This window comes from Pseudomonas sp. XP2, assembly GCF_053557975.1.
In genome coordinates this window covers 152,987-165,879 of sequence record NZ_JBNRIK010000009.1, presented here as the reverse complement: position 1 = coordinate 165,879, position 12,893 = coordinate 152,987, and the positions used below count along the sequence as shown (strand labels likewise).

At 63.5% G+C, this 12,893-nt stretch carries 11 protein-coding genes; 7 read left to right on the top strand and 4 right to left on the bottom strand.

What is annotated here, in order from left to right; translation table 11 throughout:
- Positions 1 to 258 precede the first annotated feature (258 nt).
- Positions 259 to 1,335: an ABC transporter substrate-binding protein gene (locus tag ACK1VC_RS12740; protein ID WP_016485949.1), complete on the bottom strand. Its 1,077-nt coding sequence runs from the start codon at positions 1,333 to 1,335 to the stop codon at positions 259 to 261.
- Positions 1,336 to 1,548: 213 nt separating this feature from the next.
- On the opposite strand from ACK1VC_RS12740, the gene ACK1VC_RS12735 reads away from it, so the two are divergent.
- The 6 genes from ACK1VC_RS12735 (at position 1,549) to ACK1VC_RS12710 (ending at position 7,599) form a co-directional block, all read left to right on the top strand.
- On the top strand, positions 1,549 to 3,201 hold the full coding sequence (locus ACK1VC_RS12735; RefSeq protein ID WP_016485948.1) for a nitrite/sulfite reductase: 1,653 nt from the start codon (positions 1,549 to 1,551) through the stop codon (positions 3,199 to 3,201).
- On the top strand, positions 3,185 to 3,679 hold the full coding sequence (locus tag ACK1VC_RS12730; protein WP_016485947.1) for a DUF934 domain-containing protein: 495 nt from the start codon (positions 3,185 to 3,187) through the stop codon (positions 3,677 to 3,679). The genes ACK1VC_RS12735 and ACK1VC_RS12730 overlap by 17 nt, the downstream gene beginning before the upstream one ends.
- Before the next feature lie 249 nt (positions 3,680 to 3,928).
- Positions 3,929 to 4,732 carry a 2,5-didehydrogluconate reductase DkgB gene (dkgB, locus tag ACK1VC_RS12725; protein ID WP_023047804.1) on the top strand — a complete coding sequence of 268 codons (804 nt, stop codon included), beginning with the start codon at positions 3,929 to 3,931 and terminating at the stop codon, positions 4,730 to 4,732.
- A gap of 215 nt (positions 4,733 to 4,947) precedes the next feature.
- Positions 4,948 to 5,412, top strand: coding sequence for a nuclear transport factor 2 family protein (locus tag ACK1VC_RS12720; protein WP_016485945.1), 465 nt, complete (start codon positions 4,948 to 4,950; stop codon positions 5,410 to 5,412).
- A gap of 147 nt (positions 5,413 to 5,559) precedes the next feature.
- Positions 5,560 to 6,789, top strand: coding sequence for an MFS transporter (locus tag ACK1VC_RS12715; protein ID WP_016485944.1), 1,230 nt, complete (start codon positions 5,560 to 5,562; stop codon positions 6,787 to 6,789).
- 36 nt (positions 6,790 to 6,825) lie between these two features.
- Positions 6,826 to 7,599 carry an AraC family transcriptional regulator gene (locus tag ACK1VC_RS12710; RefSeq protein ID WP_016485943.1) on the top strand — a complete coding sequence of 258 codons (774 nt, stop codon included), beginning with the start codon at positions 6,826 to 6,828 and terminating at the stop codon, positions 7,597 to 7,599.
- A 45-nt stretch (positions 7,600 to 7,644) separates the two neighbouring features.
- Here the strand turns inward: ACK1VC_RS12710 and ACK1VC_RS12705 are convergent, their stop codons facing one another.
- Both ACK1VC_RS12705 and ACK1VC_RS12700 read right to left on the bottom strand, forming a co-directional pair.
- Positions 7,645 to 8,607 (bottom strand): aliphatic sulfonate ABC transporter substrate-binding protein, encoded by a 963-nt coding sequence (locus ACK1VC_RS12705; protein WP_060518820.1) that lies wholly within the window; start codon positions 8,605 to 8,607, stop codon positions 7,645 to 7,647.
- A 14-nt stretch (positions 8,608 to 8,621) separates the two neighbouring features.
- The gene (locus tag ACK1VC_RS12700; RefSeq protein WP_411911061.1) at positions 8,622 to 9,578 is read right to left on the bottom strand and encodes an ABC transporter substrate-binding protein; all 957 of its coding nucleotides are present in this window, start codon (positions 9,576 to 9,578) and stop codon (positions 8,622 to 8,624) included.
- A gap of 325 nt (positions 9,579 to 9,903) precedes the next feature.
- On the opposite strand from ACK1VC_RS12700, the gene ACK1VC_RS12695 reads away from it, so the two are divergent.
- Positions 9,904 to 11,817: a tyrosine-protein phosphatase gene (locus ACK1VC_RS12695; RefSeq protein WP_191087475.1), complete on the top strand. Its 1,914-nt coding sequence runs from the start codon at positions 9,904 to 9,906 to the stop codon at positions 11,815 to 11,817.
- Positions 11,818 to 11,875: 58 nt separating this feature from the next.
- On the opposite strand, the gene ACK1VC_RS12690 is transcribed toward ACK1VC_RS12695, so the two are convergent.
- Complete coding sequence (locus ACK1VC_RS12690; protein ID WP_191087474.1) at positions 11,876 to 12,847, bottom strand: AraC family transcriptional regulator; 972 nt, start codon at positions 12,845 to 12,847, stop codon at positions 11,876 to 11,878.
- Positions 12,848 to 12,893 lie beyond the last annotated feature (46 nt).

The following is a 12,893-nucleotide window of genomic DNA, read 5'->3' as shown; positions in this document are numbered from 1 at the left end:
ACGCCCGCAGGACATCCCCCCGCAGGCGCTGTTGCTACATCACGGTCTGAAAGAGAAGTCTACTGGTGGCTGACCCAATACACGGCAGTGACCACCACCAGGACGATCAGGCAGAGGATCGCCCAGGCGTCGACACTGCTGTCAGCTTTGCGGACCTTGGTTGAGTTTCCCATTGCATTGCCTCTTGTAGTGGTTATGGGAATGCACTTCACAACCAGCAGTTAAGACGAGCAATGCCCTTCCCTCAAGCAGGGTCTTTCAATACTCGACCGGTGACGTCAGGAACGGGTACTGGTAACTGGCCGGCTGCCCTTCGGCGCTGTAATTCAGAAAATCGACGCCGTAGTCGTCCCGCTCCAGCAGTTTCAGCCACCGCCTGGCCTTGGCCTGATCGATCGCCTGCAACACCGGGGCACTGTGCACACGCTGGCCGTCGCGGTTCAGCGCCACCCCGTGGGCATCATCGTGCAGCATCACCATGGCCCAGCCACCCAGGGTGAAATGCCCACCCATCAGCACGCTCAAGCGCCCATCGATGCGCGCACGCAAGGCCTCAGGCGAACTGTTGACGACGCCGAACAGCACATCACGCCCCGGTGTGTGCCCTGCTTCCTCGAACGCCTGCATGGCGCCAAAGCCCATCTCGTCGTTGGCCGACCACACCAGGCGGGTGGCCGGGTAACGCTCCAGCAATTGCTGCGCCTGTTCATAGGCACGCTGGCGGCTCCAGCCGCCGTATACCACCTGACGCAGGCGCACCTGAGGGAAGTCGGCCAGGGCGCGGCGCATGCCCTCCTCGCGCAACTGCGAGGCCGGTGTGGTCTTGAGCCCGGCAAAGGCCACCAGGTCCACCGGCCCTGCGTCGCGAGGCAGTTGCGCGACCATCAGGCGCAACATCTGGAAGCCCGCCTGCTCATCGTTGCTCATCAGGGTACCCAGGGGCTCGGCGTACTTGTCCGGCTGGGCCTGTATGCTACGGGCCTGGCTGGCGGTCAGGCCGTTGTTGACCAGCAACAGCTTGACCCCGGTACCTCGCGATAGGCGCAGGATTTCCGGTGCCACGTACTGCTCATTGACCAGCACCAGGTAGTCTGGCCGCTGCGCCCCACTCAAGATCGCGCGGGCCTGGGTCAGCACCCGGTCGGCTCGGCGCTCGCTGTACTCAACGCGCAGGGACATGCCCAGTTCGTCCGCAGCGGCCTGCATGAAGCGGGTGTAGCTGGTCCAGAATGTCTCGGTGGACAGCCCCGGATTGAGGAACACCACCGAGGCCGGCTGCGCATTTGCCGCCAGTGGCAGGGCAAGACACAAGCTTTGGCACAGGGCCTTGAGCATGGGGTCACATCTCTGCGAAGCAAACGCCGGATTATAACCACCTGGCTGCGCCCGGCGTACAAATGGCAGTCAGTCTCACATAGTCCATTTGGTTCTTTTCATATGCAAAAACATCACTTTAGCGCATAACCGCAACCTGATATCGTTCCACGGCTCCGTACCGGAGTGCGCGGCCGTGCGCGCGAATAGCTGCATGCCTGAGACAGGACTTTTATGTACGTATACGACGAGTACGATCAGCGGATCATCGAGGACCGCGTCAAGCAGTTCCGTGATCAGACCCGCCGCTACCTGGCCGGTGAGCTGAGCGAAGAAGAATTCCGCCCTCTGCGCCTGCAGAACGGCCTATACATCCAACGTTTCGCACCAATGTTGCGTGTCGCCGTGCCGTACGGCCAGCTGAGCGCCCGCCAGGTCCGCACCCTGGCGAAGATCGCTCGCGACTACGACAAAGGCTACGCGCACATCTCCACGCGCCAGAACGTGCAGTACAACTGGCCGGCACTGGAAGACATTCCGGACATTCTCGCCGAGCTGGCTACCGTGCAGATGCATGCGATCCAGACCAGCGGCAACTGCCTGCGCAACACCACCACCGACCAGTTCGCCGGTGTGGCCGCAGACGAAATCATCGACCCGCGCCCATGGTGCGAGATCGTCCGCCAGTGGACCACCTTCCACCCGGAATTCGCCTACCTGCCGCGCAAGTTCAAGATCGCCATCAACGGCTCGCAGGAAGACCGCGCCGCCATCGAAGTGCACGACATCGGCCTGGAGCCGGTGCGCAACGCTGCTGGCGAACTGGGCTTCCGCGTGCTGGTTGGCGGCGGCCTGGGCCGTACCCCGGTGGTCGGCTCGTTCATCAACGAATTCCTGCCGTGGCAAGACCTGATCAGCTACCTGGACGCCATCCTGCGCGTGTACAACCGTTACGGTCGCCGTGACAACAAGTACAAGGCGCGGATCAAGATCCTGGTCAAGGCGCTCACACCTGAAGTGTTTGCCGAGAAGGTCGAGGCCGAAATGGTCCACCTGCGCGGCGGCAGTACCACCCTGACCGAAGACGAAGTACAACGCGTATCGCGCCACTTCGTCGACCCGGAGTACCTGGCCCTCGACAATGTCGACTACGCCGCCCAGGACGCAGAAAACCCAGGCTTCGCCCGCTGGCGCTCGCGCAATACCCGCGCCCACAAGCGCCCTGGCTACGTGGCCGTGACCTTGTCGCTCAAGCCTACCGGCGTTGCCCCGGGCGACCTGACCGACAAGCAGCTGGACGCCGTCGCCGACCTGGCCGAGCGCTACAGCTTCGGTTTCCTGCGCACCTCGCACGAGCAGAACATCATCCTCGCCGATGTCGAGCAGCGTCAGTTGCATGCGCTGTGGCTGGAGCTGCGCGAAAGCGGCTTCGCCACCCCGAACATCGGCCTGCTGACCGACATCATCTGCTGCCCGGGCGGTGACTACTGCTCGCTGGCCAACGCCAAGTCGATCCCGATCGCCGAGTCCATCCAGCGCCGTTTCGACGACCTGGACTACCTGTTCGACATCGGCGAAATCGACCTCAACATCTCTGGCTGCATGAACGCCTGCGGCCACCACCACGTGGGCCACATCGGCATCCTCGGCGTGGACAAGAAGGGTGAGGAGTTCTACCAGGTGTCGCTGGGCGGCAATGCTGCGCGCGGCGCAAGCCTGGGCAAGATCCTCGGCCCGTCCTTCGCCCAGGATGCCATGGCCGATGTGATCGAGAAGCTGATCGCCGTGTACGTCGAGCAACGTACCGAGGAAGAGCGTTTCATCGACACCTACCAGCGTATCGGCATCGACCCCTTCAAGGAACGCGTCTATGCAGCGAATCATTAAGAACAACCAGATCGTCGACGAAACCTGGCACTTGCTGCCCAAGGAAACCTCGTTCGACGAGCTGACCAACTGCGACGACTACATCGTGCCGCTGCAGCTGTGGCGTGACCACGCCCATGTGCTCAAGGCCCGCGACGGCGGCCTGGGCGTGTGGCTGGACAGCGACGAAGAAGCGGAAGAAATCGGCGAAGACGTGCAGTACTTCCAGGTGATCGCGCTCAACTTCCCGGCCTTCACCGACGGGCGCAGCTATTCCAATGCGCGCCTGTTGCGTGACCGCTACAAGTTCAAGGGCGAGCTGCGTGCCATCGGCGACGTACTGCGCGACCAGCTGTTCTTCATGGCCCGCTGCGGTTTCGATGCGTTCGCCATCCGGGCCGACAAGGACCCGGAAGACGCGCTGCAAAGCCTCAAGGACTTCTCGGTGACCTACCAGGCCGCCACCGACGAGCCGCTGCCGCTGTTCCGCCGCCGCTGATCGTCCCGCTCCAGCGAACAGCCCGCCACCCGGCGGGCTTTTTCGTTCCTGGCCCCTGGCGTTGAAGGGCCTTACGACTCGAATCAAGTTAAACCTGCCGTTGCGCTACCTCACGCTCTGAACAGATGTGCGCGGAATCATTCTTGCCTACAGTTCAAATGACTTTGACGCAGCAGCGGCTTATTCGCTGCCTTGCGAACCTGCACACTGGCCGTCACATGATTTCCCCCACTATTCAGGAGTAACTCAATGAGCGTTCCTTCCTTCGGGCTCGGCACCTTCCGCCTCACTGGCCAAACTGTCATCGACTCGGTCAAGTCGGCCCTGGCGCTGGGCTACCGCGCCATCGACACCGCACAGATCTACAAGAACGAAGCCGAAGTCGGCCAGGCCATCGCCGAAAGTGGCGTGCCGCGCAACGAGCTGTTCATCACCACCAAGATCTGGGTCGACAACTATGCCGCCGACAAGCTGATTGCCAGCCTGCGCGAGAGCCTGGAGAAGCTGCGCACCGACTACGTCGACCTGCTGCTGATCCACTGGCCGGCGCCGGGCAACGGCGTGGAACTGCGCGAATACATGACTGCGCTGGCCGAAGCGAAGAAGCTGGGGCTGACACGCCAGATCGGTGTGTCCAACTTCAATATCGAGCTGACCCGCCAGGCCATTGATGTAGTCGGCAAAGGCGAAATTGCCACCAACCAGATCGAGCTGAGCCCGTACTTGCAGAACAGCAAGCTGGCAGCATTTCTGAATGAACAGGGCATTACCGTGACTTCGTACATGACCCTGGCCTACGGCAAGGTTCTGAAAGACCCGCTACTGGCCGAAATAGCAGCCAAGCACAAGGCCACCGTCGCCCAGGTTGCGCTGGCCTGGGCCCTGCAGCTGGGCTACGCGGTCATCCCGTCTTCGACCAAACGCGAAAACCTGGCCAGCAACCTGCTTGCCCGTGACCTGAAGCTGGGCGCCGACGACATGGCACGCATCGCCACACTCGAACGCAATGGCCGAGAAGTCAGCCCTGACGGCCTGGCGCCGGTCTGGGACTGACACCCCAACTTTTCAGCCTTGATACAGGCATTGAGGGCCGCCTTGCGGCCCACTGCCGCACAGCCAGGCCCGACTGCGCGCGGCAAGGCCATGGCTTCGTTCACAAGCCTGTATTGTTCCACGCACCGCAATTATGAAGTGTCGCGCACATCCATTCTCTGTCCAGGCACCGGCAGCTAACCTGCTAAAAACCAAACGACCTGAGGAGTACGCCGATGTCCCGACCACCACTACCGCCCTTCACCCACGAAAGTGCCATCGAAAAGGTGCGCCTGGCCGAAGATGGCTGGAACGGCCGCGACCCGGCCAAAGTCGCCCTCGCGTATACCCCTGACACGGTCTGGCGCAACCGCGTCGAGTTCCCCCGTGGGCGTGCCGAGGTCGAGGCGTTCCTCACCCGCAAATGGGACCACGAACTGGAGTACCGCCTGATCAAGGAGCTGTGGGCCTTCACCGGCAACCGTATTGCCGTGCGCTATGCCTATGAGTACCACGACGACAGCGGACAATGGTTCCGCGCCTACGGCAACGAGAACTGGGAGTTCGCCGACGATGGGCTGATGCAGAACCGCCACTCGAGCATTAACGAACACCCCATCAGCGAAGCCGAGCGCAAGTTCCACTGGCCGCTGGGGCGGCGCCCGGATGACCACCCCGGGTTGAGCGAGCTGGGTCTCTGAGCTACCAGCGGGGGTTGGAACAGCGGTGCGGGCACGGATGCCCGAAACGCGACAGTGGCTGCCTGTTCGGCGGGAGACAGGCAACCTGGGTACTGGCTAACCTGCGGCGGCAATGCCTTGTTCCCTTGCCACAGAAGAACCTTGCCCATGACAACTTCCGCCGCCTTGGCCGCCGCCCCGCCTGCCGACCAACCTCAGGGCTTTGTAGTCCGTATCGTCGGTGCTGCCGCATTCGCCCACCTGCTGAACGACCTGATCCAGGCCGTACTGCCGTCGATCTACCCGATGCTGAAAAGCGACTTCGCGTTGAGCTTTGCCCAGATCGGCTGGATCGCCCTCGTCTACCAGGTAACAGCCTCTCTGCTGCAACCCTGGGTCGGGATGTACACCGACAAGCACCCGCAACCGTACCTGTTGCCAGCCGGAATGCTGGTGACATTGGCGGGCATCGCCCTGCTCGCCTTCGCGGGCAGCTATGAAATGCTGCTGGTGGCTGCTGCGGTGGTCGGCGTAGGTTCGGCAACCTTCCACCCCGAAGCTTCGCGGGTGGCCCGCATGGCCTCAGGCGGGCGCTTCGGCACCGCCCAGTCGACCTTCCAGGTGGGTGGCAACACAGGCTCCGCCCTCGGCCCGCTGCTGACCGCTGCCATCGTCATACCACACGGCCAGCCGGCCATTGCCTGGTTCATGCTGGCGGCTGCGCTGGCCGTGCTGGTGCTGCTGCGGGTGACCGGCTGGAGCATGCGCCACGGCCAGGCCCGGCTCAAGCGTTTCGCCGGCCAGCAGGCCCCCGGGCTGTCGCGGGGCGCCATGTGGCGCGCCGTGGTGGTGGTCGCCGTGCTGATGTTCGCCAAGTTTGTTTACATCGCCTCGTTCACCAACTACTTCACCTTCTACCTGATCGAGCACTTCGGCCTGAGCGTGCAACACAGCCAGCTGTATCTGTTCGTGTTCCTCGCAGCCGTGGCATTGGGCACTTTTGCCGGTGGCCCGGTGGGAGACCGCATCGGGCGCAAGGCGGTGATCTGGGTTTCGTTTCTTGGCGTGGCACCCTTTGCCCTCGCCCTGCCCCACGCCAACCTGGCCTGGACAGCGATACTGGCGGTGGCCATCGGCCTGGTAATGTCCTCGGCTTTCGCGGCGCTGGTGGTGTATGCCCAGGAAGCGGTGCCGGGCCGGGTCGGCATGGTTTCGGGGGTAATGTTCGGGCTGATGTTCGGCATCAGCGGCATTGGTGCCGCCGGCCTGGGTGAGCTGGCCGACCGCCATGGCATCGAGTGGGTATACCAGGCGATCGCGTTCCTGCCGCTGCTGGGCCTGGTAACCGCGCTGTTGCCAGCAACCCGTTCGAAGGCCCCGCCCAGCCGCTGCTGCTAAAGTGGCGCTGCCAGGCTGCATCTATACGAGGTCACGATGGTAAAACCGCAGCGCGAATTGCTGGTGGAGGTCGATCAGTGGACCTGGGAAGTGGGTAGCCGTGCAACGGACTACCCCAGCGACTGGTTCATCGAGCCCCATACCCATGCCAAGCATCAACTGATCTATGCCATCAAAGGGCTGATGATCGTCGAGTCCGGCAACGAATGCTGGACAGTGCCACCCAGCCGCGGGGTGTGGATGCCTTGCGGCCAGGTGCATGCCATCCGCTGCGTGGGCGATGTGAAGATGCGCAGTGTGTTCGTGCGCACCGATGCGGCAGCGGGCCTGCCCCTGCAGAGCAAGGCCATCAGCATCTCGCCGCTGCTCAGCGAATTGATCAAGGCTTCGGTGGGCTTTACCGCACCCTTTGCCGAGGACTCGCGCGAAGCCCGGGTAATGCGCCTGATCCTCGACGAGATCAGCGTACTGCCGACCTTGCCGCTTAAGCTCTCGCAACCCAGCGACAAGCGCCTGCGGGTGATTTGCACGGGATTGCAAGAGCGGCCCGACGATAACGCCACCGTGGCCGACTGGGGCCAGCAACTGGGGGTGGACGAGAAGACCATCCAGCGGTTGTTCCGCAGCGAAACCGGCATGACCTTCGGCCAGTGGCGCCAACAGGCGCGGCTGATGCAGGCACTGGAGCGGATTGCCCTGGGCGAGCGGATCATCGACGTGGCGGGGGCACTGGGGTATGACAGCCCCAGTGCCTTTGCCAGCATGTTCAAACGCCACTTCGGTACTACGCCCAGTCAGTTCTTCAAGTAGCCCTCAGTTTACAGACTGTCGGCACCGGCCTCTTCGCGCGTATCCTCAGTCAGCAGCGTGCGGCTCGAACACCGTCACCGCACGCGCATCCACCGGTTTGGGCAGCAGCCCTTCGCGGTAGAAAGCATCGGCAATACGCTGTTGCTCACCCAGGTTGCCCAGTTGCACCGGCTGCACGTCATAGCTGCGTCGGCCATTGGCCTGCTGCACCGTCGCGCTGTCCAGGTTGCCCCACAGCGGCCCCAGTACCCGGGCAGCCGCTGCAGGGTTGGCCTTGGTCCAGGCCCCGATCTCGCGCAGCGCCTGGTACACCTGCTGCAGCACTTCAGGATGCGCCTTGGCGTAATCGCTACCGGCCAGGTAGTAGCGCTGGTAACTCGCCAGCTCGCTGCCATCGGCCAGGATGCGCGCGTTCTGCTGGCGCTGGGCGCTGGCCACATACGGGTCCCAGGTGACCCAGGCATCGACCTTGCCGTTCTCGAACGCCGCCCGGCCGTCGGCGGGAATCAGGTACGCCGGGGTAATGTCCTTGAAACCAAGACCGGCCTTGGCCAAGGCCTGGATCAACAGGTAATGGCTGCCCGCCGCCTTGGTCACCGCCACACGCTTGCCCTTGAGGTCGGCCAGGGTCTTGAGCGGCGAGTCGGCTGGCACCAGGATGGCCTGGGCCGAGGGGGATGGCGCCTCACGAGCAAAATAGGTGAGCTTGGCGCCAGCTGCCTGGGTGAATACAGGCACGGTGTCGGCCACATCCGCCGACAGGTCTATATTGCCCAGGTTCAGCGCCTCCAGCAGCGGCAGGCCACTGGGGAACTCGTGCCAGCTGACGCGGATACCTTCGGCCTGCAGGCGCTGCTCCAGGGTGCCACGGGCCTTGAGCAAGGTCAGCAGGGTTGAGGATTTCTGGTAACCGATGCGCAGGGTCTGATCGGCGCTGGCGAGCGACGGCAGCAGGCAGCCGAGCAGCAGGCCCAGGGCCAGGTGGCGCAGGCGTTTGCGGTGCAGCATGGGACGTCTCCGGGTCAATGTTGGGCCAGTGAGTCAGGGGCGGGCACGCTAAAGCCACTGGCAAAGGTCGGGGCCACGTCCAGGCGTTGATTCATCAGGCCGTGGGCGTGGTAAAAGTCGGCGGTTTCCTGCTGTTCGCCGATGGTCTTCGCGTCAATCGCCTGCCAAACCAGTTGGCGCCGCTCGAACTGCAGGCGGGCAGCATCCTGCGGAAAGCCGATGATCGCAGCCAGGGTTTGTGAATAGCTGTCCAGATGCTGGTAAGCCCAGACCTGGGCGCCGGCCAGGCGCACAAGGTAGTCCTGCAATGCGGCCTTGCGAGCCGGATCACCCAGCGCCTTGTCGGTGGCGGCCAGGAAACTGTTGCCACTGGACAACCCCCGACCGTTGACCAGCACTTTGCCCTGGCCGCTCTGCTCGGCCAGCGCGGTGTAGGGTTCCCAGGTCGACCAGGCGTCCACCGAGCCATTGGCCAGGGCGATCTTGGCGTCGACGGGGCCGAGGAAGCGAAACTCCACGTCCTTTTCGCTGAGCCCGACCTGATCCAGCGCCTTCAACGCAAGGTGGTGGCCTATAGAGCCACGGCCCGTGGCGATCCGCTTGCCCTTGAGGTCGGCAGCGCTGTGCAGCGCTGCGTTGGGGCGCACCAGCAGCGCCGTGCCATACGGGTCGGACTTGTCCACGGCAATGGCCTTGACCGGCGCACCAGAGGCCAGCACGAAGAGCAATGGTGCATCGCCAATGATGCCAGCATCGATCGCGCCGGCATTCAGTGCCTCGGCCAAAGGCGCGGCAGCGGGGAACTCGGCCCAGCGGATGTCGTAAGGCAAGTCACGCAGGGCATCGGCTGCCTCCAGCTGGGCGCGCATGTTGCCTTTTTGGTCACCGATGCGCAGGGTCAGGCGGTCACTGGCAAATGCCTGAGTAGCCAGCAGTGTGGCAGCCGCGAAAAGCAGCAGGCGAGATCGAATGGACATCCGCAGTTCCTTGCAGGTTGAAGAAACTGCGAATGTAGCCGGCTAGATCAAATAAATAAAAGTAATTAAATTCATAAGCTAATATGCAAAAAAACAAAAACAGGCAAACCCTCGCCTCAGCCGAAATGAAAGCAACCCTGCGTTCCAGGTCTGGCCAGTGTGTGATTAACGGGGCGCTTTGCGCCCCAGTCGCCGGGACAGAAGACGCAAAACAAGGACAGATCGCGCAAGCCTTTGCACATCACCGCAAAATGTAACATTCAGTTTCATGTTGCCCCAGGACAGTAGACAGCCTAACCCACTGCCTGAGGCCTGATCCGTGCTGCAACGTGTGCTCTGCTCCCTGTCCCTGCTTACCCTTGCCATTTCCACCGCCCATGCCGCCGAAGCGCTCGCCACCCCACGCCTGGCCGGTATGGATAATTTCCGCGACCTCGCCGGCACCACCAGCGCCTACCCGACCAGCCATGACGGCACAATGCGGGCGGGCGTGTTCTACCGTGCCAACGCCCTTACCCCGACCGCCGCCGACCTGGCCACCCTCAATGGCCTGGGTATCAGCAATGTGTACGACCTGCGCACCCCAAGCGAAATCGCCAGCACGCCCGATACGCTGCCGGGCGGCGCCAGCTACACCAACATCGACATCATTGGCAGCACCACATCGGGCTCCAACATCACCAACATTTCCTTCAGCAGCGCAGAACAGGCGCGGGCGATGATGCAGGAGACCAACCGCGCCTTCGTCAGCGACGCCGGCATGCGTGGCCAGTTTGCCGTGCTGTTCAACGAACTGGCGGCTGCCGATGGCGCCGCGCTGTTTCATTGCACCGCGGGCAAGGACCGCACCGGCTGGACGGCAGCGGTGCTGCTGAGCATCGCCGGGGTGGACGAGGCCAGCATCATGAGTAACTACCTGGCCACCAACGGCTACACCGCCGCCCGCGTGGCTGCCACGCTGGCGGCGATGCCGGCGAGCATGGCCGAAATCTATGCACCGTTGCTGGGGGTCGAAGCCAGCTACCTGCAGGCTGGCCTCGATGAAATCAGCGCCAACTACGGCAACATGGACAACTACCTCAAGCAGGGCCTGGGCCTGAGCCAGGAAACGATCTACGTGCTGCGCGGCAAGATGGTGCGCTATGGTTCCCTGCCCGGCGAGGCAGGCCTGCTGGGCAACGCTGCAGCCGGTGCGCAATTGTTGCGCGAGCTGCAGGACACCTCGCTGTCGGGCAGCTACAGCGCCTACAACTACTACCTGCAATCGGCCATCGATGCCGGCAGCTTGGGCGGCGTGACCTCGACCGTTGGCGGCCAGGTGCACGCGGATGCCGCCAGCTACCTGCTGCGCCAGGGCGCCATGGTCGAGCGTGCGGCTTCGCCCTTTGCCGACGGCAGCGGCCTCAAGGCCGGCCAGGCGCGCCTGTGGAGCACGGCGCTGGCCGGCTACCTCGGCACTGACGGCTCAGCCCATGCGGCCAGCAGCAACGAGCATAGCCAGGGGTTGATGGTGGGCATGACCCAGCGCTTTTCCGAGCAGCTCAGCGGCCATGCCGGTTTTGGCTATAACCGTGGCAAGGTGGGCGGGGCCGGTGGCGAGGCCGATACCGACCTGACCTTCCTCAGCCTGGGCGCACGCTTCGCCCCTGGCGGCCTGGAGCACGGACTGTTCATCGATGCCGACATCAGGGGTGGCTGGCTCGACTACTCCAGCAAACGCGAACTGGGCGGCGGCCTGGGCACGGCCAAGGGTGACAGCCACGGTACGCTGGCTGGCGCCAGCCTGGCGCTGGGTTATCGCCTGCCCACCCATGGCGTGGTGCTGGAGCCGAGCATTGGCGTGCGGGCCAGCCACGTCGACCTGAACGGCTTTACCGAGAAAGGCAGCGAACTGGCCCTGCAAGTGGACGACCTCAAGGCAACCCGCCGCAGTGCAGGGGCCAACCTGAAGGCGTCTTTCACGCCCATCCCCGTCGGCAGCTGGCAGTGGGTGCCTGGGGTGGAAGTGGGTTACGAACATGCCCTGGGGGATCAGCAAGTGGACAGCCAGGGGCATCTGCTGGGGCTGGATATCGAGCAACGTGCGGCGTTCGACAACCGCGACCAGTTTACTGGCGGGGTGAGCCTGATGGCCAACCTGGGTGCGTTGAGTGTGGGCGGCGAAGTGGCGGCGATGGGCGCAGGCGACAGCCACGGGGTGAGTGGCAGCCTCAAGGCCAGCTACGCGTTCTAAACCATATCATTGGGGCCGCTTTGCAGCCCCAATTGGCTTTACTGACTGGTATCAGGCCTTACCTGCCGCGCCTCAACTCAGCCGGGCTTACCCCGAACGCCTGCTGGAAGTACTGGGCAAAACGCCCCGCGTTGCTGAACCCATGGCGCAAGGCTACTTCGGCCACCGACCCGCCCTCCCCGCGCGCCAGTACCTGGCGCGCGCTCTCCAGCCGTACCTGCCGCTGATAACCCACAATCGATGTGCCAGCAAAACGGCGAAAGCCATCCTGCAAGGCGCGCAGGCTGACATTGACCAACCCCGCCAGCTCAGTGCCACTGACCAAGCGCGCCGGGTGCTCGTGCAGATAGGCCATCGCCAGCTTCACATGGCGCGGCGCCAACGCAGGTGCGGGGCTGCGCAAAGCATCGCTATAGGTGTGCGGCCACGCCTCCAGCACCGCATCCACCACCATTTCCTGCAGCCGGGTGGGCATCAGCATGCCGGTATTGATCAGTTGGTCGAACTGCGTACCGGTGGCCATTTCCAGCAACGCACGTATGCCCTGGAACACCGGCAACGCCAGGTCGACCACTGGAGCAAAACACACCGGTGCCGCCAAAGGCTGGCCCAACAACAGTGACAAGCGCTCAGCAAACAACGCGCGCCGTATCGACATGCCGCACTGGGCATGGTTTTCGGCAAAACGCACGGTGCGAATGTCGCGCTTGTCGACCGCCAGCCCCACGTGGGCACCACCAATCGACTCGCCCCGGTGATCGAAAATGATCTTGCCAGCGGTGGGCAGCACGAAGGTGATCTCATCCTGTGGTGTGGGCAGGGTGATGCTGAAATCGCCGCCGTACTGCATGCGGCGCACGCTCATGCCTTCGAAGCGCCCATACACGCCCCCAATGCTGATGCCTTGGGCCAGCGGCGGCATGTCGGCATACAAGCTACCGAACATCTGGGTGAACAGGGCACCGAAATCATCGCTGCGCATGTCGCTTGTGCGAAGCATGAAGGGCTTGCGGGTCAGGCCGGAGTGCACTGTGGTTTCACCTGTGCGAAGGGGGACCCGGATGCTGCCATGGCCG

Excerpts from the sequence above, each read along its gene's own strand:
- ACK1VC_RS12740 (WP_016485949.1), bottom strand. The coding sequence starts at position 1,335 with ATGCTCAAGGCCCTGTGCCAAAGCTTGTGTCTTGCCCTGCCACTGGCG.
- ACK1VC_RS12735 (WP_016485948.1), top strand. The coding sequence starts at position 1,549 with ATGTACGTATACGACGAGTACGATCAGCGGATCATCGAGGACCGCGTC.
- ACK1VC_RS12730 (WP_016485947.1), top strand. The coding sequence starts at position 3,185 with ATGCAGCGAATCATTAAGAACAACCAGATCGTCGACGAAACCTGGCAC.
- dkgB (WP_023047804.1), top strand. The coding sequence starts at position 3,929 with ATGAGCGTTCCTTCCTTCGGGCTCGGCACCTTCCGCCTCACTGGCCAA.
- ACK1VC_RS12720 (WP_016485945.1), top strand. The coding sequence starts at position 4,948 with ATGTCCCGACCACCACTACCGCCCTTCACCCACGAAAGTGCCATCGAA.
- ACK1VC_RS12715 (WP_016485944.1), top strand. The coding sequence starts at position 5,560 with ATGACAACTTCCGCCGCCTTGGCCGCCGCCCCGCCTGCCGACCAACCT.
- ACK1VC_RS12710 (WP_016485943.1), top strand. The coding sequence starts at position 6,826 with ATGGTAAAACCGCAGCGCGAATTGCTGGTGGAGGTCGATCAGTGGACC.
- ACK1VC_RS12705 (WP_060518820.1), bottom strand. The coding sequence starts at position 8,607 with ATGCTGCACCGCAAACGCCTGCGCCACCTGGCCCTGGGCCTGCTGCTC.